The 25,703-nt window shown below is 51.9% G+C and carries 21 protein-coding genes, 1 tRNA gene and 1 other RNA gene; 4 read left to right on the top strand and 19 right to left on the bottom strand.

The genetic code is table 11. The features are described 5' to 3' along the window. The 6 genes from bcsC to bcsR all read right to left on the bottom strand — a co-directional run. Nucleotides 1-1,582, bottom strand: a 1,582-nt coding sequence (gene bcsC / locus A7Z06_RS18500; RefSeq protein ID WP_105279531.1) for a cellulose synthase complex outer membrane protein BcsC, incomplete at its 3' end; no start/stop codon positions are given. Further along, a complete protein-coding gene (gene bcsZ / locus A7Z06_RS18495) occupies nt 1,564-2,670 on the bottom strand; it encodes a cellulose synthase complex periplasmic endoglucanase BcsZ (RefSeq protein WP_024165122.1) in 1,107 nt (368 codons plus the stop codon). The genes bcsZ and bcsC, both read right to left, overlap by 19 nt. A gap of 6 nt (nt 2,671-2,676) precedes the next feature. Further along, on the bottom strand, nt 2,677-5,016 hold the full coding sequence (gene bcsB, locus A7Z06_RS18490) for a cellulose biosynthesis cyclic di-GMP-binding regulatory protein BcsB (RefSeq protein WP_105279530.1): 2,340 nt from the start codon (nt 5,014-5,016) through the stop codon (nt 2,677-2,679). A gap of 10 nt (nt 5,017-5,026) precedes the next feature. Beyond that, a complete protein-coding gene (gene bcsA, locus A7Z06_RS18485) occupies nt 5,027-7,645 on the bottom strand; it encodes a UDP-forming cellulose synthase catalytic subunit (protein WP_000025928.1) in 2,619 nt (872 codons plus the stop codon). Further along, a complete protein-coding gene (gene bcsQ / locus A7Z06_RS18480) occupies nt 7,642-8,394 on the bottom strand; it encodes a cellulose biosynthesis protein BcsQ (protein WP_000279496.1) in 753 nt (250 codons plus the stop codon). Before bcsQ ends, bcsA begins: the two co-directional genes overlap by 4 nt. Nucleotides 8,395-8,405: 11 nt before the next feature. Beyond that, nucleotides 8,406-8,594, bottom strand: a complete 189-nt coding sequence (gene bcsR / locus A7Z06_RS18475; RefSeq protein ID WP_001063311.1) for a cellulose biosynthesis protein BcsR — start codon at nt 8,592-8,594, stop codon at nt 8,406-8,408. 258 nt (nt 8,595-8,852) lie between these two features. Between bcsR and bcsE the strand changes: the two genes are divergently transcribed. From bcsE to bcsG, 3 genes are read left to right on the top strand one after another with little or no spacing between them, the layout of a single operon-like run. After that, the gene (bcsE, locus tag A7Z06_RS18470; RefSeq protein ID WP_001205753.1) at nt 8,853-10,424 is read left to right on the top strand and encodes a cellulose biosynthesis c-di-GMP-binding protein BcsE; all 1,572 of its coding nucleotides are present in this window, start codon (nt 8,853-8,855) and stop codon (nt 10,422-10,424) included. Beyond that, nucleotides 10,421-10,612: a cellulose biosynthesis protein BcsF gene (gene bcsF / locus A7Z06_RS18465; RefSeq protein ID WP_000988318.1), complete on the top strand. Its 192-nt coding sequence runs from the start codon at nt 10,421-10,423 to the stop codon at nt 10,610-10,612. The genes bcsE and bcsF overlap by 4 nt, the downstream gene beginning before the upstream one ends. Continuing rightward, complete coding sequence (bcsG, locus tag A7Z06_RS18460) at nt 10,609-12,288, top strand: cellulose biosynthesis protein BcsG (RefSeq protein ID WP_105279529.1); 1,680 nt, start codon at nt 10,609-10,611, stop codon at nt 12,286-12,288. Before bcsF ends, bcsG begins: the two co-directional genes overlap by 4 nt. 85 nt (nt 12,289-12,373) lie before the next feature. Here bcsG and A7Z06_RS21755 read toward each other — a convergent pair whose 3' ends face one another. The 3 genes from A7Z06_RS21755 to A7Z06_RS18435 form a co-directional block, all read right to left on the bottom strand. Continuing rightward, entirely contained in the window at nt 12,374-12,481 is a 108-nt protein-coding gene (locus A7Z06_RS21755) for a type I toxin-antitoxin system toxin Ldr family protein (protein ID WP_010345662.1), read from the bottom strand. A gap of 373 nt (nt 12,482-12,854) precedes the next feature. Continuing rightward, a complete protein-coding gene (locus tag A7Z06_RS21750) occupies nt 12,855-12,962 on the bottom strand; it encodes a type I toxin-antitoxin system toxin Ldr family protein (RefSeq protein ID WP_000141665.1) in 108 nt (35 codons plus the stop codon). A 373-nt stretch (nt 12,963-13,335) separates the two neighbouring features. Then, nucleotides 13,336-13,443, bottom strand: a complete 108-nt coding sequence (locus A7Z06_RS18435) for a type I toxin-antitoxin system toxin Ldr family protein (protein WP_000141666.1) — start codon at nt 13,441-13,443, stop codon at nt 13,336-13,338. 481 nt (nt 13,444-13,924) lie between these two features. On the opposite strand from A7Z06_RS18435, the gene A7Z06_RS18425 reads away from it, so the two are divergent. Beyond that, nucleotides 13,925-15,196: an amino acid permease gene (locus tag A7Z06_RS18425; protein ID WP_001153787.1), complete on the top strand. Its 1,272-nt coding sequence runs from the start codon at nt 13,925-13,927 to the stop codon at nt 15,194-15,196. 29 nt (nt 15,197-15,225) lie between these two features. Here the strand turns inward: A7Z06_RS18425 and dppF are convergent, their stop codons facing one another. The 10 genes from dppF to A7Z06_RS18370 all read right to left on the bottom strand — a co-directional run bounded on the left by dppF (nt 15,226) and on the right by A7Z06_RS18370 (nt 25,692). Further along, complete coding sequence (dppF, locus tag A7Z06_RS18420) at nt 15,226-16,230, bottom strand: dipeptide ABC transporter ATP-binding subunit DppF (protein ID WP_000107037.1); 1,005 nt, start codon at nt 16,228-16,230, stop codon at nt 15,226-15,228. Then, nucleotides 16,227-17,210, bottom strand: coding sequence for a dipeptide ABC transporter ATP-binding protein (dppD, locus tag A7Z06_RS18415; RefSeq protein WP_001196477.1), 984 nt, complete (start codon nt 17,208-17,210; stop codon nt 16,227-16,229). Before dppD ends, dppF begins: the two co-directional genes overlap by 4 nt. A 10-nt stretch (nt 17,211-17,220) precedes the next feature. Then, complete coding sequence (dppC, locus tag A7Z06_RS18410) at nt 17,221-18,123, bottom strand: dipeptide ABC transporter permease DppC (RefSeq protein ID WP_000084682.1); 903 nt, start codon at nt 18,121-18,123, stop codon at nt 17,221-17,223. Nucleotides 18,124-18,132: 9 nt separating this feature from the next. Next, nucleotides 18,133-19,152 carry a dipeptide ABC transporter permease DppB gene (gene dppB, locus A7Z06_RS18405; RefSeq protein ID WP_000938858.1) on the bottom strand — a complete coding sequence of 340 codons (1,020 nt, stop codon included), beginning with the start codon at nt 19,150-19,152 and terminating at the stop codon, nt 18,133-18,135. Nucleotides 19,153-19,459: 307 nt separating this feature from the next. Beyond that, nucleotides 19,460-21,067 carry a dipeptide ABC transporter substrate-binding protein DppA gene (dppA, locus tag A7Z06_RS18395; RefSeq protein WP_001222867.1) on the bottom strand — a complete coding sequence of 536 codons (1,608 nt, stop codon included), beginning with the start codon at nt 21,065-21,067 and terminating at the stop codon, nt 19,460-19,462. 742 nt (nt 21,068-21,809) lie between these two features. Then, a non-coding RNA gene (locus tag A7Z06_RS18390) (RtT sRNA) lies at nt 21,810-21,943 on the bottom strand. A 34-nt stretch (nt 21,944-21,977) separates the two neighbouring features. Next, nucleotides 21,978-22,054, bottom strand: a tRNA-Pro gene (locus A7Z06_RS18385). A 91-nt stretch (nt 22,055-22,145) separates the two neighbouring features. Beyond that, the gene (eptB, locus tag A7Z06_RS18380; RefSeq protein WP_001269268.1) at nt 22,146-23,837 is read right to left on the bottom strand and encodes a kdo(2)-lipid A phosphoethanolamine 7''-transferase; all 1,692 of its coding nucleotides are present in this window, start codon (nt 23,835-23,837) and stop codon (nt 22,146-22,148) included. A gap of 263 nt (nt 23,838-24,100) precedes the next feature. Next, entirely contained in the window at nt 24,101-24,631 is a 531-nt protein-coding gene (gene lpfE / locus A7Z06_RS18375) for a long polar fimbrial protein LpfE (protein ID WP_000269272.1), read from the bottom strand. Between the two features lie 5 nt (nt 24,632-24,636). Further along, nucleotides 24,637-25,692, bottom strand: a complete 1,056-nt coding sequence (locus A7Z06_RS18370; RefSeq protein ID WP_000975824.1) for a fimbrial protein — start codon at nt 25,690-25,692, stop codon at nt 24,637-24,639. Nucleotides 25,693-25,703: the final 11 nt, after the last annotated feature.

The following is a 25,703-nucleotide window of genomic DNA, read 5'->3' as shown; positions in this document are numbered from 1 at the left end:
CGTTCGGCTTCTGTTGCGCCAGATTGCGCATTAACGTATCGGCCTGGCTGCGTTGTCCGGCCTGCCAGAGATCCTGCGAAAGCCGGTAAGTAATCCACACACTGCCGGGATCGAGCGCCAGTCGCTGACGCTGAAGTGCTGCCGCCTGCGCCCATTTACCCTGATTTTCCAGTGCCTCTGCCTGCTGTGATAAACGCGTGTTTTGCAGGCTGCGTTCGATGTCATCAACGCTGCGCCGCTGGCTGGCAGAGAGCGAGGCAATAAACGCTTCGGCTTTTTCCGGCGACTGCTGGCGATAAAGATTCGCCAGCCCGCGCACGGCGTTGGTGTTGCCGCTGTCCATGCGCAGCGTCTGCTGGTAATAGCGTTCAGCGGCGGGATAATCTTTGCGCGCCATCGCCACATCGCCCAGCCCCAGCACCGCATAGCTGTCGGCGTTATCGACATTGCGCGCCTGCTGGAACAGGCGTTCTGCCCGGTCGGGATTATTGGCTTTCAGTGCAGCATCGCCCTGCTGGATCGCCAGCCAGTAGCGATTCACCTTCAGCAGACTGTTCCATTTGTCGTTGTTGCTGCTGTGCGGATCCAGCGCGAGGGCTTTTTCCAGATTCACCACCGCATTAGCGCGATCGCCATTCTGGGAATACGCCTGCCCCAGCGCCCCCAGAGCTTCACTGTCTTTCGGGTTCGCCCGCACCGCCTGTTGTAGTTCAGGAATGGCTTTACCCGCCATGCCAGAGTCCACCGCCGCTAAACCTTGCGCACGGGCGCGGAAATTAGGATCGGCCAGTTGCTTTTGTTGTTCTGCCAGTTGCGATTGCGCAGCCGCCACACTATCGCCATCGCTAAAAATAGAGAGATATTTTTTCAGTGCCGACACGCTGGCGTCGCTCACGGGCATGTCTTTAATCTGCCCGTACCAGATTTTAGAGGCCCCTTCGCGCCCGGCGTTCGATTTCGCCATCTGTTCCAGGACGGCAAAACCTTCGTCACGGCGATCGCTGCTAAACAGCAATAGCGCCAGATTATTTTGCAACCCCGTATTGCCCGGCGTATCCGCATTGATGCGTTTTAGCTGATTAATCGCTTCGCTACGGCGAGCCGGAATTTTCGCTACCGTACTCCAGTACTCGACGGCAATGTCACCTGCTGGCGGCGCTCCGTTGAACAGTTTGTTGTAACCCGCCACGGCTTCTTCCGCATGACCGGTAGTCGCCTGCAATCGTGCCTGTTGCAGTGCCTGGCGACCATCCGGCGTGGAAAGCAGCATTGTGGTACGCGATGATTTATACGCATTTGAACTCGGCGCTAATTGCGACAATCGGTCGAGCTGTTTTTGTGCACCATCAACATCGCCCTGGCGTAACAGAGAGCGAAAACGGGCGGCAACGACATCCGGGTTATTCGGATCAATAAGTTCCAGACGATACAGCGACTGCTGCACCAGGTCTTCGCGGTGGGTCGCTTCGCCCACACGAACCTGTTCCAGCAACTGTTGCTGGGCGGTTGGTGCCGCCTCGACCATCGGCATCACGGCCAGACCGAGGGAAAGCGTAAGGATATTTAGTGTGAATTTGCGCATTCCTGGCCCCAGTCAGGTAATAACTCACCTTTTGTCGAGAAGCGGAAACGGTGTTGATCCCAGCCTTGTCCAAACAGGGTCAACACATAGTTGTAATAGGCATCACTACCAGGAAAGTTATCGGCAATACGCTGACGCTGTACGGCCTGGGCATCACGATCCTGAAGAAATGGCAACATAGCCGCAGAAAAACCGACTGGCCCTTTACCCTGCGCTTTACCCGTAGCGACATCGACTTTCTCCGGCGGATAGCCGTTTTTCTCGGTGAATGTCGCCATCGGTTTAAACCGGTTGAGCATCCGCGCTTTTTGCGGATCGCTGTCGGGCATCATGCCAACCCACATATAGACGCGAATAGCGTCGTAACTGCTGATCAGCGTTTTCTCCGGCTTTAACTGCCAACCTTTGTCTTTCTCATAGCGTACCCAGTCTGGCGAAAAGCCCTTCGGGGCGGTTTCCAGCAATAAACGTTGATTCGTTTCGCGCAACGTGGTCCACGGTGCACCAAAGCGGGTGAAATACTGCGCCAGCGTCGGAGGCAGATAACTCGGGTTAAAACGCCAGGTGTTATTCTCGGCAAAACCCACTTTGCCCGGTAACAGCATGGAACCCAGCCCCGGCACAGTCACCACTTCCTCTTGCGCAATGCGTTTTAACAACGCGCTGCCGATGTCAGTATAACGTTGCTCTTTCCACAATCGACCGGCCTCCAGCAGTGACCAGGCCATCCAGATATCGCCGTCAGAAGCTGAGTTGCTGTCCAGCACTTCCCACTTCGCATTCTCTTTCTTGCCCCATAGCCAAGCGGGCAAATGTTCTTTTAATGAGCCCTGGGCAAGATTATTCTGCGTCCAGTCGAGAAGGTTATCGAAAGCCGCACGGTCGTTAGCCGCCAGGGCAAAGAACATGCCGTAGCTTTGCCCTTCGGAGGTGGTAATTTTGCGCGCGTCGCTGGGATCGATGACGCGCCCTTCCTGACTGATGTAATCCTTTTTGAACTGCTCCCAGGCAGGCCAACTGCAGGCTGCCTGAACACTAAAGGTAGCCAGCAGCAGCATCGTCACAATTCCACTACGCAAAACATTCATCATCAATTACTCATTATCCGGGTTAAGACGACGACGGCTGATGATACGCAACAGACGCCACAGTACCCAGGCCAGCAATACCACGCTGATTGCAGCCAGCACCGCCAACAGAATCGGGTGATTAGCCAGCGCATACCACAAACGTTCGAACCACGGCAGATGACCAACGTAATAGATGTCGCCGACCCGCAAACTGTTAACACCAGATTCACGGATCACCGCTACCGAGCCGAACATGGTGGCGCGTTTGCCGCTATCGTTCACCGCATCGTTAAGCATTTCATAACCGCGCGGACTGTCGGCCAGGAGAGCAATCACGCTGCGCTGGTCGTTATACGGTGACTGGAAGCCAATCACCGCTGCCATCGCGCCAGAAGAGGTCAGCGTTGACTGAGTTTCTGCCGCACGGTCGTTTTCGTCCGGCACAATACCCGGGAATAGCGTCTGGCGCATTGGCGTTTTCACCCAGCTTTCGGTGGCCTGTACCAGCATGTCAATCTGCTTGTCGTCTTTTAATTTGTCCGGGATTCCGCCGACGATCATGATGTCGGCATCTTTCCCCTGAATGGTGCTGCCATCATCGGTCACGGTCAGGTTAATCGCCGGGAAGCCCGTCTGCGCGCCGATAAAGCCAACGGTATTCAGTAAGGTTTCCATCTGTGCTTCGTTGGGCGCTTTCGGCATTACGGTGATGGTTTGTGACAGATCCGCCATCCGGCTGAACGGGAAGCCCGCATTGGCAAACGCGCGCAGATCCGGCATCGGAATGAAGTGGTAATACTTCGAGAAGTCGATAGTGGAGTCGTCGCCAATCACCACATGGTTCTGCACCGGCTGGAAGGTAATACAGTTATCAACCGATCCGCCCGGCATCGGGTTCATGTACTCAAAGTCGAAGCGCAGCTGGTTGGTCGCCCCCAACTTCAACGCCGGAATAGAGACATCCGTTTTGCCGTCCAGCAAACCTTGTAACACAGGAATACGCAGCAGCAGGCGGTTCGCCTCCTGTTTGCTACTCAGGTTAAATGATTGCAGGAACTGGTTGTTCAGGCTGATATCCATCCGCGAGCTGTCTTTCACCGGCGGCATGGTGTAGCGGTAATTAATATCCATATCAATACCGGTACTACGCATCAGGTAGAGATCTGGCGGCAGATTTAGCGAAACGTTAATCGCTGCCGGTTCCAGACCGCTGGACTGTAACTGCTCTTCATAAGTTTTCAGTTCACCAAAGGTGACAGGACGATCGGTACGCACCCAGTTCGGCGCGTCGTATGGCTTACGCGGCAGCAGCGGTTTGACTTCATTCACCACGACGCTGTCGCCACGGAACAAAATATTGCCCTGGGCGATACCTTTCGCTGCCTGCAACAGGTCTTTGTCGTCACGACCAAACACCACCAGCAGTTTGATGTAAGGATTTTCCGGGTGGTTGATCATCTCAATCACCGGGGCTTTTACCGCCGGATGATCGCGCAGGAAGTCCGGGCGTTTGTCGTTAGTCGCAAAAACAATCGCATTGCGATCGGGAATCTGGTTATAGAGTACCGGGAAGTTCTGCCCACGCCAGCCAGAGCGCGAGCCAAACCACGAGGCAACAATGGCGGAAGCCTGTTGCAGCGCAACATCCGGCGCGCCCGCAAAGACCATCGGCAAGATGTTGGCACGGTTATCGCGTGGGTCAAAGAATGGAATCGGGAAGTGCGACAGGTCATTCTTCACATTCAGTGATTGATACGTCAGATCCAGTCCGCTACTGCGTCCGACATCCAGCCAGAGCGTTGTGCTGGCAGGGTTTTCGCACACATCCTGATAATGACCGACAAACTCCAGCCGCACGCGGTTGAAGTCGGTAATAAACAGTGGGTTAATCGGCATTTGCGCCAGCGTCTTTTTACCCAACTGCTCTTTAGTCACTGGCAGCACGCCCATCAGTTCATCATTGAGATAAACTTTTAACTGCGACTGAACTGGCAGCAATGACGGCGATGGCGTGTATTCGAGATTGAGCATCGCCTTCGTCACCACTTCGTCGCTGCGCATACCAAACTCAATGCTACCGTTCGGGTTGATACCTCGCAGCACCATGCTGCCCGGCGGCGGCGCGATTTGCGCAAAGGTCAGCTTCACATCGCGCGAAGAGCCGTTCTGCGCAACGACTGGCGCATCCGCTCCCTGCACGCCCGGCATCACCTGCCCCACCTGCGGATTTTGTTCCGTCTGGGCAGGAACAACTGGCTCAGCATTGATCAGTGGTTGCGTTGCTGGCGTCGCCTGCGTCATAAAAGAGGGGAATGCGCTCATCCCCATTGCCACTGCACAAATCCAGAATAGTTTTCTTTTCATCGCGTTATCATCATTGTTGAGCCAAAGCCTGATCCGATGGTTGTACCGTTTCGCTCCGCTCCGGGCGGCGCGGAATGAACGAAACAACCCAGGAAACCAGAGAAGTCAGCGCACGGAAAATACCCTTCACTGAAGAAGGTGCAAATTCCGCCAGATGGCGGTAGCCACGGAAGCCGAGCTTCAGAATATCCAGCAGACTTTCCAGCGGCTTATCTTCCGGGTAGCTGTCCTGCCAGAGCGCCCATGTATCCGCACGGGCAAACGTACACTGCACAAAATCGATATGTTGCTGGGTGGTGAGCGGCATCAATTGCAGCCCGACTTCGTTACCCATCACGCGTGCCACCTGGGTCGGGAAGACGTATTCCTGTTGACCGCGTTTGAGTAGCAGATTCACTTTCTGCCCTTCCAGGATCTGCGCCTGACCGTGGATTTTGATCCCCAGCCCACCGTCGGAGAAGTCCTGAACGGTGCAGGAGAAAAGGTGACCATCTTCACGGGCAATTGCCGCTGGCATCGTCATCTCAACACGATGCGAACGACGAACCTGTTTACTTTCAACCGATACCGCTACCGCGCCACCGAGAATAATCAGGTTGTAGAACACCCACACCATACTGACGACGACGGTGAGCATTTCGGTTGGCGGACCGTAAAAGTAACGCCAGATGCCAACAGCGACACCAACCAGGTTGAGCAGTACGAGGAAGATGTACGGTCGCGAGATCACCCAATCGACATACTCTTCCTCCACCAGGCCACCTTTGGCGGTGACGTTAAATTTGCCTTTGTGCGGGTTAATCAGCGCCACCAGCGTCGGTGGTGCGATATACCATGCCAGCACTGTTTCGTAGATTTCACTCCAGAACGAGTGGCGATATTTGCCCTGAATCTTCGAGTTAGTCAGGCTGGCGTGGATCATATGCGGCAGCACAAACAGGGCGATCATCAACGCAGGTGCGTAGATGATATAGGCATGAAGCAGCAGGAACGCCAGCGGCGCAGTCAGGAAGATCAGCCGTGGAATGCCCGACAAGAAATGGAACATGGCGTTGACGTAGCACAGCCGTTGCGCGAACTTCAGCCCTTTACCGGTGAGCGGGTTATCAAGGCGGAAGATTTGCACCATCCCGCGCGCCCAGCGAATACGCTGACCGATATGCGCCGACAGACTTTCGGTAGCCAACCCCGCCGCCTGCGGAATGCGCATATACGCGGAGGTGTAGCCACGACGGTGCAAACGCAAAGAAGTGTGCGCATCTTCGGTTACCGTTTCGACGGCAATACCGCCAATCTCATCCAGCGGCTTACGGCGGATCACCGCACAAGAACCGCAGAAGAAGGTGGCATCCCACATATCGTTACCATCCTGCACCAGACCGTAGAACAGCGTGCCTTCATTCGGCGTTTTACGAAAACGTCCCAGGTTGCGTTCAAACGGGTCTGGCGAGAAGAAGTGGTGCGGCGTCTGCATCATCGCCAGTTGTTTTTCTTTCAGGAACCAGCCCATGGTCATTTGCAGGAACGAGCGCGTTGGCACGTGGTCGCAGTCGAAAATCGACACAAACTCGCCTTTGGCATATTTCAGCGCATTGTTGATATTGCCCGCTTTCGCATGTTCATGAGTGGTACGGGCGATATATTTCACCCCAACGTTTTGCGCAAACTGGCGAAACTCCTCCCTGCCACCGTCATCGAGGATCCAGATGTTCAGCTTGTCTTTCGGCCAGTCGATACCCAGCGAGGCGTAAATCGTATTTTTCACCACGCTGAGATCTTCGTTGTAGGTCGGGACAAAGATATCCACCGACGGCCACAGCGACATATCCTTCGGCAGCGGTACGGGCTGACGATTCAGCGGCCATACGACCTGGAAGTAGCCGAGCACCAGCACAATCCATGCGTAGGTTTCGGCGAACAACAGAATTAAGCCGCACACCAGACTGACCGGATCATCCCAATTCAGCGTGGAGGTGTAGCGCCACCAGATATAACGGCAAGAGACGGTCAGCGACAGCACAATCAGCATCAGTGCAGAGAAGCGTCCCGGCATTCGCCGTACCATTAATGCCACACCCCACAGCAACATCAGGAAGATAAACTGCGACAGCGGGTTAAACGGCTGGGTGACGCAAATCAGCGCCAGAATCAGCGAGAATGTCACAATGATGCCAAGAATAAAACGCCGTGCTCCGGCGCTCAGATGTCCCAGCTCTTTTTTCTCATCAAGATGTTGCGTGTTATGGCTGAAGCGAGCCGGCAATTCATCCATCCATTGATGATAACGCCCACGAATATTCTGCAAGCGTGAAAACGACCGCCAGCGCGGTTTCGGCGTTTCTCTGCGCGAAGCACTGACCAGCAACCAGCAGGTCTGAATGACATAGCGCACAGGATCCAACGGACGCGGGCGCGAGGCGTTGATATGAGGGAACAGGATTTTATGTTGCGCACGAATACGCTGCCAGCGTGGGTGCTCCAGCGGAATAAAAATCCAGGCAAGGATCAGCCAGAAACAGCCGAGCGTCGCGCTGAAAGGCGACGCGCCATGACGACGATATTCCCGATAACGCCCGATAAGACGTGCGTTAACCGGCGGGATAAGCAACCACCGGGTCAGGATACTCATGATGCGCTCCCGACTGGCGTTTTCAGCCCGGAATAGTTCAACAGACACCAGTTCGCCAGCGTCAGAATTTCTTCTGCCGCCAACGCATCGCTACGGTATTCGCCCAACGGTTGTTTTGCCGCCAGACATTCAGCCATCGCTTCATCACGATGAATCAACATTGGCAACAAACGCCGCTGACTTTGCAACCATAGCTGGTAAATATCGTCCTGAACCTGGCTGCCGACACGAAAATCATTAATCAAAATATGCGCGCCAGCGGGCAGTGCCTGCTGATGCAGCCGAATATGACAGTTGGCATCCACGTTGACGATCGCCAGGGTGTGATCGCACAGACTCATGATTTGATGCGTTATCTGCGAGGCGTCGCGTGGTAAATCGATCAAAATCCATTGATAACGTCCGCTGGTCTTTAGTTGCTGAATACCGGTGCAAATCTCGCCCAGCCGTGTTTGCCAGTGCTGGGGATTCTCGTGTTCTTCGAGAGTCAGTTGACCAAAGGGCAGCAGATCGAGCTGTGAGGTATAGCGTAGCCCGGCATCACGCCAGTCCTGGCCATCCAGCATGGCTCTTGCCCAGCCCTGGCGGTGAGAAAAATCAACGTTGAATGACAGGCGCAGCAAATTGTCCGGGCAGGCATCCACCAGCAGGACATTTTCTCCCAACATTTGCAATGACCAGCCTAACGCGGCGGTAATCGTTGTCGTCCCCACGCCACCCCGCATCCCCTGCAATCCCAGAACGGCCATTCACCACACCCCTACTTTTTTTGCGCAAACTCAGCCAATAACGGCCAACGTTTTAATGCCGCAGCCAACTGTTCTCGTTGGGAAATATCGGCATAATCAATATCAGGCAGTGAAAAAGCCTGTTTTAACGCCAAAATATCATTCTGGAAGATATAGCCTATCGCGGGATCAGGCAGAATATCGGGTTCGTTGTTATTCATTATGGTTGATCCCTATGAAATAAACATATTACACAGTAAGACAATTTCGCCGCTTTATTGCTAACGGCAGCACAGAAACCCGCTCATTTTTTGACTTTCCGTTACGCAACAGAAAAACTAAAAAACGAAAAGGCTGATATCACAAGGTTTCTGGCCTGTTAAATTGATTCACATGCTAAATCTGATAAGTTTTAATTTCAATGGTAGGTTTATTTCTTAGCTTTCGCTAGTAAACTGATAATCAGACAAAATGGCGACTTGAGGGACACTGTGGACCCCGTATTCTCTATCGGTATCTCATCCTTGTGGGATGAGCTGCGACATATGCCAGCAGGCGGCGTCTGGTGGTTTAACGTCGATCGTCAAGAAGATGCTATTAGCCTGGTGAATCAAACGATGGCTTCTCAAGCTGAAACCGCGCAAGTCGCGGTCATTAGCATGGATAGCGATCCCGAGAAAATTTTCAAATTAGATGATTCTCAAGGACCAGAAAAAATAAAATTATTTTCAATGCTAAATCATGAAAAAGGTCTATACTATTTGCCCCGTGATTTACAATGTTCAGTTGTTCCCAATAATTACCTGTTCATTCTTGTTTGCGCAAATAACGCATGGCAAAACATTTCTGCCGAGCGCCTTCGCCTATGGCTGGAAAAAATGAATAAATGGTGCAGGCTAAACCATTGTTCACTGCTGGTAATTAATCCCGGAAACAATAACGATAAACAATTTTCATTGTTACTGGAGGAGTATCGTTCGCTTTTTGGACTTGCCAGTTTGCGTTTTCAGGGCGATCAGCATCTGCTGGATATCGCTTTTTGGTGTAACGAAAAAGGCGTCAGCGCCCGTCAGCAACTGACCGTCCAGCATCAAAATGGCGTCTGGGCGTTAGTTCAGCGCGAAGAGGCGGAGATCCAACCACGCAGCGATGAAAAACGTATTCTCAGTAATATTGCCGTACTGGAAGGCGCGCCACCGCTATCGGAACACTGGAAGCTATTCGACAATAACGAAACGCTGTTCAATGAAGCACGTACCTCTCAGGCCGCGACGGTCGTGTTCTCTTTGCAGCAAAATGGGCAAATTGAACCGCTGGCCCGCAGTATTCATACATTGCGTCGCCAGCGTGGTAGCGCGTTGAAAATCCTCGTGCGGGAAAATATTGCCAGCCTGCGCGCCACCGACGAACGTTTACTGTTGGCCTGCGGCGCAAATATGGTTATTCCATGGAACGCCCCGCTCTCTCGCTGTCTGACAATGATTGAAAGCGTGCAGGGACAGAAGTTTAGCCGCTATGTACCGGAAGATATCACCACGCTGTTGTCGATGACTCAGCCGATTAAACTGCGGGGGTTCCAGAAGTGGGATGTATTCTGTGACGCGGTCAATAATATGATGAATAACACCCTGTTACCTGCTCACGGCAAAGGCGTTCTGGTGGCTCTGCGCCCGGTGCCTGGCATTCGCGTTGAACAAGCTCTGACGCTGTGTCGCCCTAATCGTACCGGCGATATTATGACGATTGGCGGCAATCGACTGGTGCTGTTCCTCTCTTTCTGCCGGATTAACGATCTGGATACCGCATTGAATCATATCTTCCCACTACCTACTGGCGACATTTTCTCTAACCGCATGGTCTGGTTTGAAGATGACCAAATCAGCGCCGAGCTGGTGCAAATGCGTTTACTCGCCCCGGAACAATGGGGGATGCCGCTGCCTTTAACGCAGGGTTCCACGCCAGTCATCAATGCCGAACACGATGGTCGCAACTGGCGACGCATACCTGAACCACTGCGATTATTGGATGATGCTGTGGAGCGTTCATCATGATGACCATCAGCGATATCGTTGAAATTATTATCGTTTGCGCACTGATATTTTTCCCGCTGGGCTATCTGGCGCGGCATTCTCTACGGCGTATTCGTGACACTTTGCGTTTGTTATTTGCTAAACCTCGTTATGTAAAACCGGCCGGTACATTACGCCGTGCGGAAAAAGCCAGGGCAACCAAAAAATGACTCAATTTACCCAAAACACCGCTATGCCTTCTTCCCTCTGGCAATACTGGCGCGGCCTTTCTGGCTGGAACTTCTATTTTCTGGTCAAGTTTGGCCTGTTATGGGCGGGATATCTTAACTTCCATCCGCTGCTTAACCTGGTGTTTGCCGCGTTTCTGCTAATGCCTATTCCGCGCTATAGCCTGCACCGTCTACGCCACTGGATAGCCCTGCCAATCGGTTTTGCATTGTTCTGGCATGACACCTGGCTGCCAGGCCCGGAAAGCATCATGAGTCAGGGTTCGCAAGTGGCTGGTTTCAGTAGCGATTATTTAATCGACCTCGTTACTCGCTTTATTAACTGGCAGATGATCGGAGCCATTTTTGTATTGTTAGTGGCGTGGTTGTTCCTGTCACAATGGATTCGTATCACCATATTTGTCGTCGCTATTCTGGTATGGCTGAACGTACTTACGCTGGCTGAACCAAGTTTCTCCCTGTGGCCTGCCGGTCAACCGACCACGACGGTGACAACGACGGGCGGTAATGCAGCGGCAACGGTCGCAGCCGCAGGCGGTACGCCGGTGGTGGGTGATATGCCTGCGCAAACCGCGCCGCCGACAACCGCGAATCTTAATGCATGGCTGAATAATTTCTATAACGCCGAAGCGAAACGTAAATCGACCTTCCCATCCGCGCTTCCGGCAGATGCACAGCCATTTGAATTGCTGGTCATCAACATCTGCTCACTCTCCTGGTCGGACATTGAAGCTGCCGGGTTAATGTCGCATCCGTTATGGTCGCATTTCGATATTGAGTTCAAGAATTTCAACTCTGCGACCTCATACAGCGGCCCGGCGGCTATTCGTCTGCTGCGCGCCAGCTGTGGACAAACTTCGCACACCAATCTGTACCAACCAGCCAATAATGACTGCTATCTGTTCGATAACTTGTCAAAACTGGGCTTTACCCAGCATCTGATGATGGGGCATAACGGTCAATTCGGCGGCTTCCTGAAAGAAGTGCGCGAAAATGGCGGTATGCAGACAGAATTGATGGATCAAACGAATCTGCCGGTTATTTTGCTGGGCTTTGATGGTTCGCCGGTTTATGACGATACCGCCGTACTTAACCGCTGGCTGGACGTTACTGAAAAAGATAAAAACAGCCGTAGTGCCACGTTCTACAACACGCTTCCACTGCACGATGGCAACCATTATCCGGGCGTCAGCAAAACAGCGGATTACAAAGCGCGGGCGCAGAAGTTCTTTGATGAACTGGACGCATTCTTTACTGAACTGGAGAAATCGGGTCGTAAAGTGATGGTGGTAGTGGTGCCAGAACACGGCGGCGCGCTGAAGGGCGACAGAATGCAGGTATCTGGCTTACGTGATATCCCTAGCCCGTCTATCACAGACGTCCCCGTTGGCGTGAAATTCTTCGGTATGAAGGCACCACACCAGGGAGCACCGATTGTCATCGACCAACCAAGCAGTTTCCTGGCAATTTCTGATCTGGTGGTTCGCGTTCTCGACGGTAAAATTTTCACCGAAGACAATGTTGACTGGAAAAAACTCACCAGCGGATTGCCACAAACAGCACCGGTATCCGAGAACTCAAACGCGGTGGTGATTCAATATCAGGATAAACCGTACGTTCGCCTGAACGGTGGCGATTGGGTGCCATACCCGCAATAAACACGAAAAAGGCCGCAGAGTTTCACCCCTGCGGCCTGGTTCGGGCGCAAATTGCCATTACGGCAGCCGACGCCCGCATGGCATGTTACTTCCGCTTATTCAGCCAGCCCACGATCAGACTGGCGAGAATGCCAGCAATGACCGGAGCCGCTAAATCGTGCCAGAAGGCCATGCCTAACTGCGCGAGCGTCATATAGCCGCCTGTGTTGTAATGACAACGTTTCGCGGCTATTCTTGTATTGTTTGGATGCAAGAATGGCCCCCGTGATGTTGTCAGGTATATACCTGCAACGTGCGGGGGTTTTCTCTCTCCAGCAACCAATGCCACCAGGGATTAAGCCCCCGCAACATTGCGCCTCACCGGACTCTTCCGGCTTGCCGCTGATTCTACGACTGTTTTTCTGCTTCGAAATCCATTACTTCTTCACTCTGTGCTGCGCATTCCGCAGAATATTACCGGCTTGCAGCCGTTGCATTTTTCTTACGAAAAAGGCCGCAGAGTTTTACCCCTGCGGCCTGTTCCGGGCGCAAATTGCCATTACGGCAGCCGACGCCCGCATGGCATGTTACTTCCACTTATTCAGCCAGCCCACGATCAGACTGGCGAGAATGCCAGCAATGACCGGAGCCGCTAAATCGTGCCAGAAGGCCATGCCTAACTGCGCGAACGTCATATAGCCGCCTGTGTTGTAATGACAACGTTTCGCGGCTATTCTTGAATGGTCTAGATGCAAGAATGGCCCCCGTGATGTTGTCAGGTATATACCTGCAACGTGCGGGGGTTTTCTCTCTCCAGCAACCAATGCCACCAGGGATAAAGCCCCCGCAACATTGCGCCTCACCGGAACCCTCCGGCTTGCGGCTGATTCTACGACTGTTTTTCTGCTTCGAAATCCACCACTTCTTCACTCTGTGCAGTGCGTTCCGCAGAATATTACCGGCTTGCAGCCGTTGCATTTTTCTTACGAAAAAGGCCGCAGAGTTTTAGCCCTGCGGCCTGTTCCGGGCGCAAATTGCCATTACGGCAGCCGACGCCCGCACAACACGTTACTTCCGCTTATTCAGCCAGCTCACGATCAGGCTGGCGAGAATGCCAGCAATGACCGGAGCCGCTAAATCGTGCCAGAAGGCCATGCCTAACTGCGCGAACGTCATATAGCCGCCTGTGTTGTAATGACAACGTTTCGCGGCTATTCTTAAGCGGTCTAGGTTCAAGATTAGCCCCCGTGATGTTGTCAGGTATATACCTGCAACGTGCGGGGGTTTTCTCTCTCCAGCAACCAATGCCACCAGGGATAAAGCCCCCGCAACATTGCGCCTCACCGGAACCCTCCGGCTTGCGGCTGATTCTACTGACGCTTTCTGCCCCTGGCATCTGCCTGTTTTTCACTTTGCGCGATACATTCCAGCTTATTTTCATATTTGCAGAATTTTCACTGTACGCATTACCCGCGCTCTGACACCAGACTGGTAGTGAAATGCGCAATTTTGTAGAATTGCGCCTCCTCGCGATTCTCCCCGGTGAATCTGTTGCCTCATTCTTAGCACACTGCGTATTCGACTTCTCCGCCTGTTGCGCAAGAGAAACGGGGGATAACCATCTTTGCGGGGCTGACTTCTTTCTGGACAGGACTTTATGCAGGACAACACATTACAACTACGCGATCAGAAATTACCATTTACGCGATACGACTTCGGCTGGGTTTTATTATGCATAGGAATGGCAATTGGTGCCGGAACGGTGCTGATGCCAGTACAAATTGGGCTGAAGGGAATTTGGGTATTTATCACCGCCGCCATTATTGCTTATCCAGCAACCTGGGTAGTGCAAGATATTTATTTAAAAACACTATCTGAAAGTGAATCCTGTAATGACTACACCGATATTATCAGTCATTACCTGGGGAAGAACTGGGGAATATTTCTCGGCGTTATCTACTTTTTGATGATTATCCACGGAATTTTTATCTATTCCCTCTCCGTGGTTTTCGACAGCGCCTCATACCTGAAAACCTTCGGTTTGACCGATGCCGATCTTTCACAATCCCTACTTTATAAAGTGGCTATTTTCGCCGTACTGGTAGCTATCGCGTCAGGTGGGGAAAGATTATTGTTTAAAATTTCCGGCCCGATGGTGGTGGTCAAAGTGGGCATTATTGTGGTGTTCGGTTTTGCGATGATCCCGCACTGGAATTTCGCCAATATAACCGCGTTCCCACAAGCCTCCGTCTTCTTTCGCGACGTCCTGCTTACTATCCCTTTTTGCTTCTTTTCTGCAGTATTTATTCAGGTGCTTAACCCGATGAATATTGCCTACCGCAAACGAGAAGCAAATAAAGTGCTGGCAACACGACTCGCGCTGCGCACCCATCGGATTAGCTATATCACGCTCATCGCGGTGATCCTGTTTTTTGCCTTTTCGTTTACCTTTTCGATTAGCCATGAAGAAGCCGTTTCTGCCTTTGAGCAAAATATCTCGGCACTGGCACTGGCCGCGCAGGTGATCCCTGGGCATATCATTCATATCACCTCTACGGTGTTGAATATCTTTGCTGTACTGACCGCATTTTTTGGCATTTATCTCGGTTTCCACGAGGCCATTAAAGGCATTATTCTCAATCTGTTAAGCCGAATTATTGATACCCGAAAAATTAACTCACGCATACTGACTCTGGCAATTTGCGCTTTTATCGTCATTACGTTGACGATTTGGGTTTCGTTTCGCGTATCGGTGCTGGTGTTCTTTCAGTTGGGAAGCCCGTTATATGGCATTGTGTCGTGCCTCATTCCGTTTTTCCTGATCTATAAAGTCGCACAACTGGAAAAACTTCGCGGGTTAAAAGTCTGGCTGATTCTGCTGTACGGCATTTTGCTGTGCTTGTCGCCACTGTTGAAGTTGATTGAGTAAACCGGAGCGCATGGCCCCGGTTTTGTGAGTTAACGCTGCGGATTTTCATCCTGATCAACAGCAAAACAAGCGACCAGTTGACCGCCGTAGTCTTTTAGCTGCGGCTGCAACTGGGTGCAGGGGCCGAAGCGCCGACGACAGCGGGCGTTGAAGGCGCAACCCGGCGGTGGATTCAGCGGGCTTGGCAGTTCACCGGTGAGCTTGATGCGCTCGCGGCGATCGTCCGGATTCAGGCGCGGCGTCGCAGAGAGCAGTGCCTGAGTATACGGATGGCGCGGGTTATTAAAGATTTGTTCCTTCGTTCCCTTCTCCACGCAGCGGCCCAGGTACATCACCATCACTTCATCGGCAATGTGCTCCACCACCGACAGGTCGTGGGAGATGAAGACATAAGAAAGCCCCAGTTCCTGCTGCAAATCCATCATCAGGTTGAGCACCTGCGCACGCACCGAGACGTCCAGCGCGGAAACCGGTTCATCGGCAATCACCACGTCCGGGTCGAGCATCAGACCACGTGCAATGGCGATACGCTGACGCTGACCGCCGGAAAACATGTGCGGATAGCGGTCGTAGTGCTCGGTTTTCAGGCCGACTTTCGCCATCATCGACAGGGCTTTTTCCCGACGCTGTTCTTTGCTTAAGCTGGTGTTGATCAGCAGCGGCTCTTCGAGAATTTGCCCAACTTTTTTACGCGGATTCAGCGAACCGTAAGGGTTCTGGAAGACAATCTGGATTTTCTGCCGACGCAGCTTCTGCGCCTGCGGATCGTGCTTGAGCAAATCCTGCCCCTGGTAATACAGCTCGCCGCCGGTGGGCGTTTCAATCATCGTCAGCAACCGACCGAGGGTCGATTTACCGCAGCCAGATTCGCCCACTACTGCCAGCGTTTTGCCACGTTCAAGGTTAAACGAAACACCATCCAGCGCCTTCACCAGACGTTCCGGTGCGAACATACCTTTCTTCACCGGATAATGTTTTTTCAGGTCGATAGCCTGCAACAGCGGTTGTTGCGAGGTGGCCTCTTGCGTACTCATAGTGTGGGCCTCCCGGCATCATCAAGTGGGTAATGGCATTTGGACTGACGCCCGTCAGCGAGCATATTCAGCGCCGGTTCTTCAGCACGGCATTTGTCAGTGGCGTAGGGGCAGCGCGGGTTAAGCAGGCAGCCGTTCGGGCGGTCATACTTGCCAGGAACAACACCTGGCAACGACGCCAGACGTTCTTTGTCCTGAGCAAATTCCGGCAGCGCACGCAGCAATGCCTGAGTATACGGGTGACGCGGCGCATGGAAGATGGCGTGCGCATCGCCCGTTTCCACCACCTGACCTGCATACATCACGATGATTTTATGTGCCGCTTCCGCCACCAGCGCCAGGTCATGAGTGATCAACACCAGCGCCATGTTCTCTTTCTGCTGTAGCTCCAGCAGCAGTTCGATAATTTGCGCCTGAATGGTCACGTCCAGCGCAGTGGTTGGTTCATCGGCAATCAGCAGCTTTGGCCGACAGGCAATCGCCATGGCGATCATCACGCGCTGGCTCATGCCGCCGGAAAGCTGATGCGGGTAAACATCCAAACGCGAAGCCGGATCGGGAATACCGACCAGATTCAGCAGGTCAATCGCTCGCTGACGGCGGGTACTTTTGTTGCCGCCCTGATGCACCTTAATCGCTTCCATGATCTGGAAACCCACGGTGTAGCACGGGTTAAGGCTGGTCATCGGGTCCTGGAAGATCATCGCCACTTCGGCACCCACCAGGTTGCGGCGCTCTTTTTCTGAGATACGCTGTAAATCCTGACCGTTAAACTCCAGCTTTTCCGCCATTACGCGGCCCGGATAATCAATCAGCCCCATAATCGCCAGCGAACTGACCGATTTACCAGAGCCGGACTCACCCACAATCCCGACCACTTCGCCCTGTTTTACGCTGTAGCTGATGCGGTCTACGGCGCGGAACGGTGCGCTTTCGTCACCGAAATGCACCGATAATTTATCTACATTTAATAACGCCATCTCGAACCTCTTACTGCTTCAGTTTGGGATCGAGCGCGTCACGCAGACCGTCACCCATCAGGTTAAATGCCAGCACCGTCAGCAGGATCGCCAGACCAGGGAAGGTCACGACCCACCAGGCGCTTTGCGCGAACTGCAACACGTCGGAGAGCATGGTGCCCCACTCAGGCGTTGGCGGCTGTGCCCCCATGCCGAGGAAACCAAGAGCAGCCATATCGAGAATGGCGTTAGAGAAACCGAGCGACGCCTGAACAATCAGCGGCGCCAGGCAGTTCGGGAAGATGTTAATAAACATCTGACGCATCGCCCCGGCACCTGCCACGCGAGACGCGGTAACGTAATCGCGGTTAACTTCCACCAGCACGGCGGCGCGGGTTAAGCGCACATAGTGCGGCAAGGCAACGAAGGTCAGTGCCAGCGCGGCGTTACCAATCGACGGGCCGAAAATCGCCACCAGCACCAGTGCCAACAGCAGACTTGGCAGCGCCAGCATGATATCGACCACGCGCATAATGATGTTATCGACCAGGCCGCCAAAGTAACCGGCGATCAGGCCGAGAATAACGCCCATAATCAGCGATAACACCACCACCAGACAGCCAACCAGCAGTGACAATCGCGCACCGTACATCAGGCGCGACAGCACATCACGGCCTACGTCATCGGTGCCCAGCAAGTGCGCCATGCTGCCGCCTTCCTGCCAGGCTGGCGGGGCGAGCAGTGCATCGCGGAACTGTTCCGCCGGGTTATAGGGTGCAATCCAGTTGGCAAAGATCGCGATAAACAGCACGATGACGACGTAAACCAGCCCGACGACCGCGCCTTTGTTGCGTTTAAAATAGTGCCAGAACTCCTGTAACGGGGTCATCGGCACCGGTGCAGTAATCACTTTATTTTCAGTAACCTGTGACATGATGTTCCCTTACTTCTTATGACGAATACGCGGGTTCACCACGCCGTACAGCAGATCGACCAGCAGGTTGACGAGGATAATCATCGTCGCCACCAGCAATACGCCGCCCTGCACCACCGGATAATCGCGGCGTTGCAGCGCGTCAATTAACCAGCGCCCAAGACCGGGCCACGAGAAGATGGTTTCGGTCAGAATCGCCCCCGCCAGCAGCGTCCCCACCTGCAGGCCAATAACGGTCACCACCGGCAGCATCGCGTTACGTAGCGCATGGACGATAATCACCCTAAGGCGGGTCAGCCCTTTGGCTCGCGCGGTGCGGATATAGTCTTCACCCAGCACTTCCAGCATCGAGGAGCGCGTCATACGCACAATGACCGCCAGCGGGATTGTACCCAGCACAATAGCGGGCAGGAGCATATGGGCGACGGCATCGATAAAGTTACCGTCTTCCCCCCAGATGGCGGTGTCGATCAGCATAAAACCGGTTAACGGATTGGAATCATCGAGAAACACCATGTCGCTCACGCGACCGGAGACAGGCGTCAGGTTCCAGTGCACTGAAACCAGCATGATCAACATCATGCCCCACCAGAAGATTGGCATCGAGTAGCCGGTCAGCGCCAGACCAACCGCCGTGTGATCGAAAATGGAACCGCGTTTAACCGCAGCCAGTACACCAACCGGAATACCGACCGCAGTCGCAAAAATCATCGCGCAAACACCAAGTTCCAGCGTAGCCTGGAAGCGTGGCACGAACTCTTCCCAAACCGGGATGCGGCTTTTCATCGAAATGCCTAGATCGCCGTGCATAACGCCCCAAATGTAATGGAGATACTGCTGCCACATCGGCTTATCTAAGCCGAGTTCTGCCAGCAATTGCGCATGGCGCTCTGGGGAGATCCCACGTTCGCCCGCCATGATCATCACCGGATCGCCGGGGATCATGTGAACAAAGGCAAAGGTGAGAAGGGTAATACCGATAAACGTGGGGATGACGAGTCCCAAACGTCGGAGAATAAACTGCAACATAACCCGGATTCTCTATAGTGACCCGCAGCCTGGAACTGCGTGTCTGTATTGCTCACCAATCAATTCCCGCCCGTGCCGGACAGGGAATGAAGTATTGCTGCCGGATGGCGCTGTGCGCAGAGGCACAGCACCACCGGGTATGCAGATTGTTGACAAAGTGCGCTTTGTTCATGCCGGATGCGGACTGAACGCCTTATCCGGCCTACAAAATCTGGCAAACTCAATACATTGCAGAATTTTCGTAGGCCTGATAAGCGGAGCACATCAGGCAGTTTTGCCTTTGCCATCAGTCTTGTACGGCTTTTAATTATTCAATAGAGACATTTTCGAAGTGATGTTTGCCTAATGGATCAACCACATAGCCTTTAACTTCTTTGCGTACCGGTTCAAACACGGTGGAGTGAGCGATGATCAATGCCGGAGCCTGATCGTGCATCACGACCTGTGCTTGTTTGTACAATTCAACACGCTTGTTGTGGTCGTCGGTAGCACGTGCCGGTTGAATCAGATCTTCAAACGGTTTGTAGCACCATTTTGAGTAGTTGGAACCTTGTTCAGAGGCGGCGCAACTGAAGAGGGTAGCGAAGAAGTTATCCGGATCCCCGTTATCGCCAGTCCAGCCCATCATTACCGTCTGGTGCTCGCCATCTTTCGCACGCTTGAGGTACTCACCCCATTCGTAGGTGACGATTTTGGCCTGTACGCCCACTTTCGCCCAGTCCGCCTGAATCATCTCCGCCATGCGGCGAGCGTTCGGGTTATACGGACGCTGTACCGGCATTGCCCACAGATCGATGGAGAAACCTTTTTCCAGACCGGCTTCTTTCAGCAAGGCTTTCGCTTTTTCAGGATCATAGGTGTAATCCTGAACGTCGTCGTTATAGCCCCACATGGTTGGCGGGATCAGGTTTTTCGCTGCCACGCCCGCGCCCTGATAAACCGCTTTGATTATCGCGTCTTTGTTCACCGCGTAGGTCAGTGCCTGGCGAACTTTCACGTCATCTAGTGGTTTTTTCTGCACGTTATACGAGAGATAACCGACGTTCAGCCCCGGCATTTCCATCAGGTTGATGGATTTATCCTGCTTCATACGGGCGATATCTGCCGGGTTCGGGTACGGCATCACCTGGCATTCGTTCTTCTGCAATTTTGCGTAACGCACAGAAGCATCAGGAGTAATAGAGAAGACCAGCGTATCGATCTGCGGTTTGGTGCCCCAGTAGCCATCAAATGCTTTGTAGCGAATACGGGAATCTTTCTGGTACTGCTGTAACTGGAACGGGCCGGTGCCGATTGGGTTGAGGTCCAGTTTTTCCGGTGTACCAGCTTTCATCATCGCGTCAGCATATTCTTTTGACAGAATAGAGGCGAAGTCCATTGCCAGGTCAGCGAGGAACGGCGCTTCCGGACGCGTTAGCACGAACTGAACGGTGTTGTCGTCCACCTTCTTCACTTCGCTGATCAGCTCCGGCAAGCCCATGCCTTCGAAGTATTCGTAGCTGCCGCCAGAAACTTTATGGTACGGGTTTTGCGCGTTTTTCTGACGATCGAACGAGAACACCACGTCATCGGCATTCAGTTCGCGCGTCGGTTTGAATTCTTTATTGTCATGCCACTTCACACCTTTACGCAGATGGAAGGTATAGGTTTTACCGTCTTCGCTGATTTCCCACTTTTCAGCGAGGCCTGGAATCACTTCGGTGGTGCCGATTTTAAATTCAACCAGGCGGTTATAAAGCGGTACGGAAGAGGCGTCATAGGTGGTGCCGGAGGTAAACAGCTGCGGGTTAAACCCTTCAGGCGAACCTTCTGAGCAATAAACCAGAGTTTTAGCCTGAACACTTGCTGCAACGGTCATAGCCACCAGGCTGAGACCAAGCTTCAGCATCCCTGACTTTTTCAAGGAAATACGCATTATTCTGCTCCAATTGTGATGTTTGTTGTTTTAACCCTTTGCAGTGGGTTGTCGTTGCCTGACCTTTTTTGTTTTTTGCCCGGTCGGGTCAACGTTATGAGGTGGGGATGCCGTACTAATTAACATCAGTGTAACAGTGCGGATCCTCCATAAAATGCCCCTCGTGACCTACAATCTGTCAACAGAATGTGAAAACGTCAATACAGCCAACCGGGATTTACACCAACGGTGAGAATCCACAAACAAAGATTAAAAAAACTTCAAACCGCTATTTGCAGCAGAGAAATTTGTGCTACTCCAACATAACCAGAACAATCACCTTAATATTTCGCAACAATTGGTGATTAAGTTTTATGCTTTTAATGAAAAAAATCTGAGGAAAAGGTGGATATCTGAGCGATTAATACCATGAACGCTAAAACGCACAGCGGAAAATGCCAGCGCCAGCCATAAGTAACGCAAAAAAAGATTTAAGCAAATATAAAAAAAGACAATGGATTCTGTCACAAATCCGTTAATGGATAGTGAGATATGGGGCGCAAATTTGGCAGGGAAATGTGTGGTGTGGGGGGTGGATAAGGTGTTCACGCCGCATCCGACAATGGGCCGGCACATTTGCCTGATGCGACGCTGGCGCGTCTTATCAGGCCTACGTCGAGTCGAACCTCCTGCCCCCGGAGGTTCTCATCCTCTTCAGGCCGCAGAAAGCAAAAAACCAGCCCGTAGGCTGGTTTTTCTAAATTGGTCGGTGATAGAGGATTACTCGCCACTTCGTGGCTCGCCCTGCGGGCCGTTGCTGGCGCAACGTTCTCTCGCTTCGCTCGAGTCGAACCTCCCTCCCCCCGGAGGTTCTCATCCTCATAGGCTACAAATGCAAAAAAGCCTGCTCGCTGAGCAGGCTTTTCGAATTTGGTCGGTGATAGAGGATTCGAACCTCCGACCCCTTCGTCCCGAACGAAGTGCGCTACCAGGCTGCGCCAATCACCGAATGCGGGGCGCATCTTACTGCGCAGATACGCCCTCGTCAATCCCTTAATAGCAAAATGCCTTTTGATCGGCGAGAAAGTCAGCAGGCCGCTTAGTTAGCCGCAACAGCCTTCGCCTGTGGGATGTGGCACCAGTTGTTATTTTCGTTAATTCCACCATCCGGTGAAGTATAGCCGAGACAGCCCATGATGGTGTCGTACAGCTCTACGTGACGGCGCGGTACTTTCATATCGGCTTCTTTTTTCAACTGCGCGAATGCCTGCGCATTGGCCGGATTTTCCAGATATTTATCTGACATCCAGACCATCATCGGCACGCGGAACTGCTCCGGCGGTGCATATTCACGTGGTGTACCATGCAAGTGCTCACGCTCGTTAATCGACTCACCGTGATCCGCCGCGTAGAACACAATTGCTTTCTTATCGCGGAATCTGTCGATCACCGAGTCGATAAAATGATCTACGTAGCTGATGGAGTTATCGTATGAGTTGATCATCGGCGCTTTTGGACATTTGCGATCAATTGCATAACACTCTGGCTTCCACTGGGCAAACTCACGTGGATAACGCTGAGTATAATTGTAGTGCGACCCTTTGGTATGCAGCACAATCAGATGCTTACCTTCTGGTTTTTTCTCCAGAGAACGTTCAATTTCATTCACCAGCAACATGTCGTCTACCGCTTTTCCACGGTTACGTGGCTCAGCCGCGATTTGCTCACGGTAGGCAATGTTGTCAGCCATGGTATTGCTGTAGAACCACATCTCGCTCTGCATGGCGTACAAATCGGAGCTAAAACCCAACTGTTTGAGAACCGCAAATACGTTCTGTTCTTTAAGAGTACGTTGAGGGTTATCTTCCGTTCCACCTTCACGCACAAACATACAGCGTAGTGATAATTTAGTCGCGGTATCGCAAGAATAACCTCGGTACATAACCAGGTTTTTCTCTTTTGCCAGCTTCGGCGTTGTATCACGCTCGTAGCCCAACATTCCCATATGATCCCAACGCGTGGTTTCACCAATAATGAAAATCACATAGGTGTCGTCGAGATTTTGCGTCGGGGTATAGGTGAATTTTTTCGCCGGATTCATCAGCGAACGATTGTCTGAAGATTCATCCACTTGCGCCCAGGCATACAGCCCCAACGCAGAAAGCCAGTTCGAAGGTAAATAGGAGTTCGCCAACACCCCGCCATAACTAGGCATATCCACCCCAGCCATGCGATCGGCACGCTTTTGCGCTACATCCATCAGACGTATTGGCCCCCATACCAGCAAGCCCGCTAACAGCACAGTAAGCGCGCTACGCCAGCGTGTTTTCGGGGTACAAAGCTGACGCCAGAAGGTGTCTTGTGAGCGGTTCATCCAGATAAATAGCAACGGGATAATACTCACCAGTACAACCCATGCGATAAGCGTCCAGCCAACCACTTCTTTCGACAGGTCAATGTCGGTGGTCATCACCGAAGCGACAATCCCGTAGCCAATCATGACATTCATAAATGTCATGTAGTAGCTGGCTCCGGCAGAAATCAGCACCAGCAATGAAGCCAGCACTTTCCAGGCCGTTCTGCCAAAGAGTGAAATTAAGCGTAAAAAGAAGAAGGTTGCCAGAACCGTCCCTGCCAGTTCGATAACCGCCGAAACGCCATTAAGAAAAGTGAAGTTATGCGCGTAACCGTCAAACCGACGGAAATAGACTGCGCAATTCATAAACAAACCAATATAGACAGCGAGAAAAAAGCTTAGCTTTTGCTGCGTTATCGTTTTGATGTATCTCATGCAAACAAACCCTGGGATAAAGGGGAAAAAATATCCAGCACTCCGTTTTTGCAGTGGGAGTATCAGGAAAAAATGCAGGAGTAGTGAACGCCATCCCCTGCTCATGTCGTTAAGTAGACCACAGAGAGAAGGAAAAGTGGCAATGAAGTGAGTTTTAGCTACAGATATTTACAAAAAGCAAGTCAGAATGCAGACCAATAATTAACTGTTCTTGTAAAAAAGAGGAGTAATCTCCTCTTTTTCTGCCAAAAGTCCGAAACTGGTTACTCATACTCCACGGAGAAATTGACCATGGCATTTGCATGTCCAGACGTTGCATTGGCGTTTACAACGACATAACTCGCTTTGTAGTTCAGTTGGGTTGTTGTTCCATTTACTGGCCACTCTATCGCCGTTCCACCAGCGACTTTCGGAATCTGTTTTGTGCCCTTGCCGTCAACAATTTGCAGGGCTATTCCCGTTGCGCCTCCGGCATCCAGAGCAAAAAGAGAGTTATCATTGGTGTCAGGAAGGCCGTCCATTGTTACTTTAGCTTTTGATATTCCGTCACAATCTTTTAATTCGATTACGAAATTTTTTTCGTTTATGACTCTTCCGACCGTGACTGGCTTCATTAACATCATTTTCCCCATGACAACTTCTAAATCAGCGGCTTCAAACTCACACCCTTTGGCCACGACTGAAAGAGAAAACGTCAGTTTTCCTGCTTCACCGAGGCTTATTTTGGCTTCAGCGCCGGGAAAATATGCCAGAGCTAAAAAGGGTAACAGGCAACGTATACTATTTCTCCACATGATGACTAATCCATATCCAGAAAGATTGTTGCAACCCCACTATATTGCCCTGCCGCTGGAGCATTTCCGGTCGTGCTGATTGGTGCTGCTTTCAGTTTAATTGTTGCATCGCGATGTTGTTGGGAATCGTTCGAACCGAGGTTTAAGTTAACACTGCTGTTGGTATCGTTAGGCCTTAAGACATTGCCGTTTGGATCCATAACCAACACACCAATGTCTGGGTTACCCATATCGATGGCACGCTCGTCAGCCTGACTTGTGTTTCCTTCAATCCTTAGAGATACCTGAATGCCATCGGTAATATTTTCACAATCGAACTGGAGGTTAATCTCTTTTTCAGTGCCTCCAACTGGAATGGTTCCTTTTTTATTTTTAAATGCCGAAGATGGGTACTCGCCGAAGGGGACATCCAATACCGTACCGGCGTCAATTTTACAGCCTTGTGTAAAGGTCAATTTTCCTGCAATACTGACCGTAGAAAGTGGATCCCTGTATGTATTTTTTTTCTTTGAGGCATACATTGTTGCAATAAGCGTGTAGGGAATTTCCACCTCACCCTGAACAGGCTTTGCTATATAAAATGACAGATAGCCATTACTGCCAAATTGCCCCAGATTATTACCTTTACAGTCTTGAGAAGAGTTATTTAAATTAGGGATCTGACTATTGGCCTCCGGAACGCGGAACAACACGCTTGGACCTTGAATCATGGTCATTACTTCCAGCTCATCGGTTAACCGGTAGTATTGCTCACTGTTTATTTTTCGCGTTGCCGTAGATAAGTTACTCACGACTTTAATCAGTGTATCCTTTTCCGTTTTATAAGTATCCGGACACTCACAAATAAAACTAAAAGGCTGCCCAACACCAGCCCATGAGTAAATTAATCTTAATTCAGTACCCGCTTTATTTTTGCTGGCATCCATAATATCAATATCAAAATTGACTGGGTAATCATGAACACCTGAAGTCGATGTACAGGGTCCCCAATCTGCAGCCATAACATTATTGGCCGTAAACAACATGCTTCCAACAAAAAACAGATTTGAAATTTTCATCATATTATCTATCC

This window comes from Escherichia sp. MOD1-EC6819 (assembly GCF_002965765.1).
GTDB classification, from domain to species: domain Bacteria; phylum Pseudomonadota; class Gammaproteobacteria; order Enterobacterales; family Enterobacteriaceae; genus Escherichia; species Escherichia ruysiae.
The sequence above is the reverse complement of the archived record's forward strand: the minus strand, read 5'-3'. Positions and strand labels throughout refer to the sequence as shown.

Coding starts and splice junctions, on each gene's coding strand:
- bcsZ (WP_024165122.1), bottom strand. CDS start 2,670: ATGAATGTTTTGCGTAGTGGAATTGTGACGATGCTGCTGCTGGCTACC.
- bcsB (WP_105279530.1), bottom strand. CDS start 5,016: ATGAAAAGAAAACTATTCTGGATTTGTGCAGTGGCAATGGGGATGAGC.
- bcsA (WP_000025928.1), bottom strand. CDS start 7,645: ATGAGTATCCTGACCCGGTGGTTGCTTATCCCGCCGGTTAACGCACGT.
- bcsQ (WP_000279496.1), bottom strand. CDS start 8,394: ATGGCCGTTCTGGGATTGCAGGGGATGCGGGGTGGCGTGGGGACGACA.
- bcsR (WP_001063311.1), bottom strand. CDS start 8,594: ATGAATAACAACGAACCCGATATTCTGCCTGATCCCGCGATAGGCTAT.
- bcsF (WP_000988318.1), top strand. CDS start 10,421: ATGATGACCATCAGCGATATCGTTGAAATTATTATCGTTTGCGCACTG.
- bcsG (WP_105279529.1), top strand. CDS start 10,609: ATGACTCAATTTACCCAAAACACCGCTATGCCTTCTTCCCTCTGGCAA.
- A7Z06_RS21755 (WP_010345662.1), bottom strand. CDS start 12,481: ATGACGCTCGCGCAGTTAGGCATGGCCTTCTGGCACGATTTAGCGGCT.
- A7Z06_RS21750 (WP_000141665.1), bottom strand. CDS start 12,962: ATGACGTTCGCGCAGTTAGGCATGGCCTTCTGGCACGATTTAGCGGCT.
- A7Z06_RS18435 (WP_000141666.1), bottom strand. CDS start 13,443: ATGACGTTCGCGCAGTTAGGCATGGCCTTCTGGCACGATTTAGCGGCT.
- A7Z06_RS18425 (WP_001153787.1), top strand. CDS start 13,925: ATGCAGGACAACACATTACAACTACGCGATCAGAAATTACCATTTACG.
- dppF (WP_000107037.1), bottom strand. CDS start 16,230: ATGAGTACGCAAGAGGCCACCTCGCAACAACCGCTGTTGCAGGCTATC.
- dppD (WP_001196477.1), bottom strand. CDS start 17,210: ATGGCGTTATTAAATGTAGATAAATTATCGGTGCATTTCGGTGACGAA.
- dppC (WP_000084682.1), bottom strand. CDS start 18,123: ATGTCACAGGTTACTGAAAATAAAGTGATTACTGCACCGGTGCCGATG.
- dppB (WP_000938858.1), bottom strand. CDS start 19,152: ATGTTGCAGTTTATTCTCCGACGTTTGGGACTCGTCATCCCCACGTTT.
- dppA (WP_001222867.1), bottom strand. CDS start 21,067: ATGCGTATTTCCTTGAAAAAGTCAGGGATGCTGAAGCTTGGTCTCAGC.
- eptB (WP_001269268.1), bottom strand. CDS start 23,837: ATGAGATACATCAAAACGATAACGCAGCAAAAGCTAAGCTTTTTTCTC.
- lpfE (WP_000269272.1), bottom strand. CDS start 24,631: ATGTGGAGAAATAGTATACGTTGCCTGTTACCCTTTTTAGCTCTGGCA.
- A7Z06_RS18370 (WP_000975824.1), bottom strand. CDS start 25,692: ATGATGAAAATTTCAAATCTGTTTTTTGTTGGAAGCATGTTGTTTACG.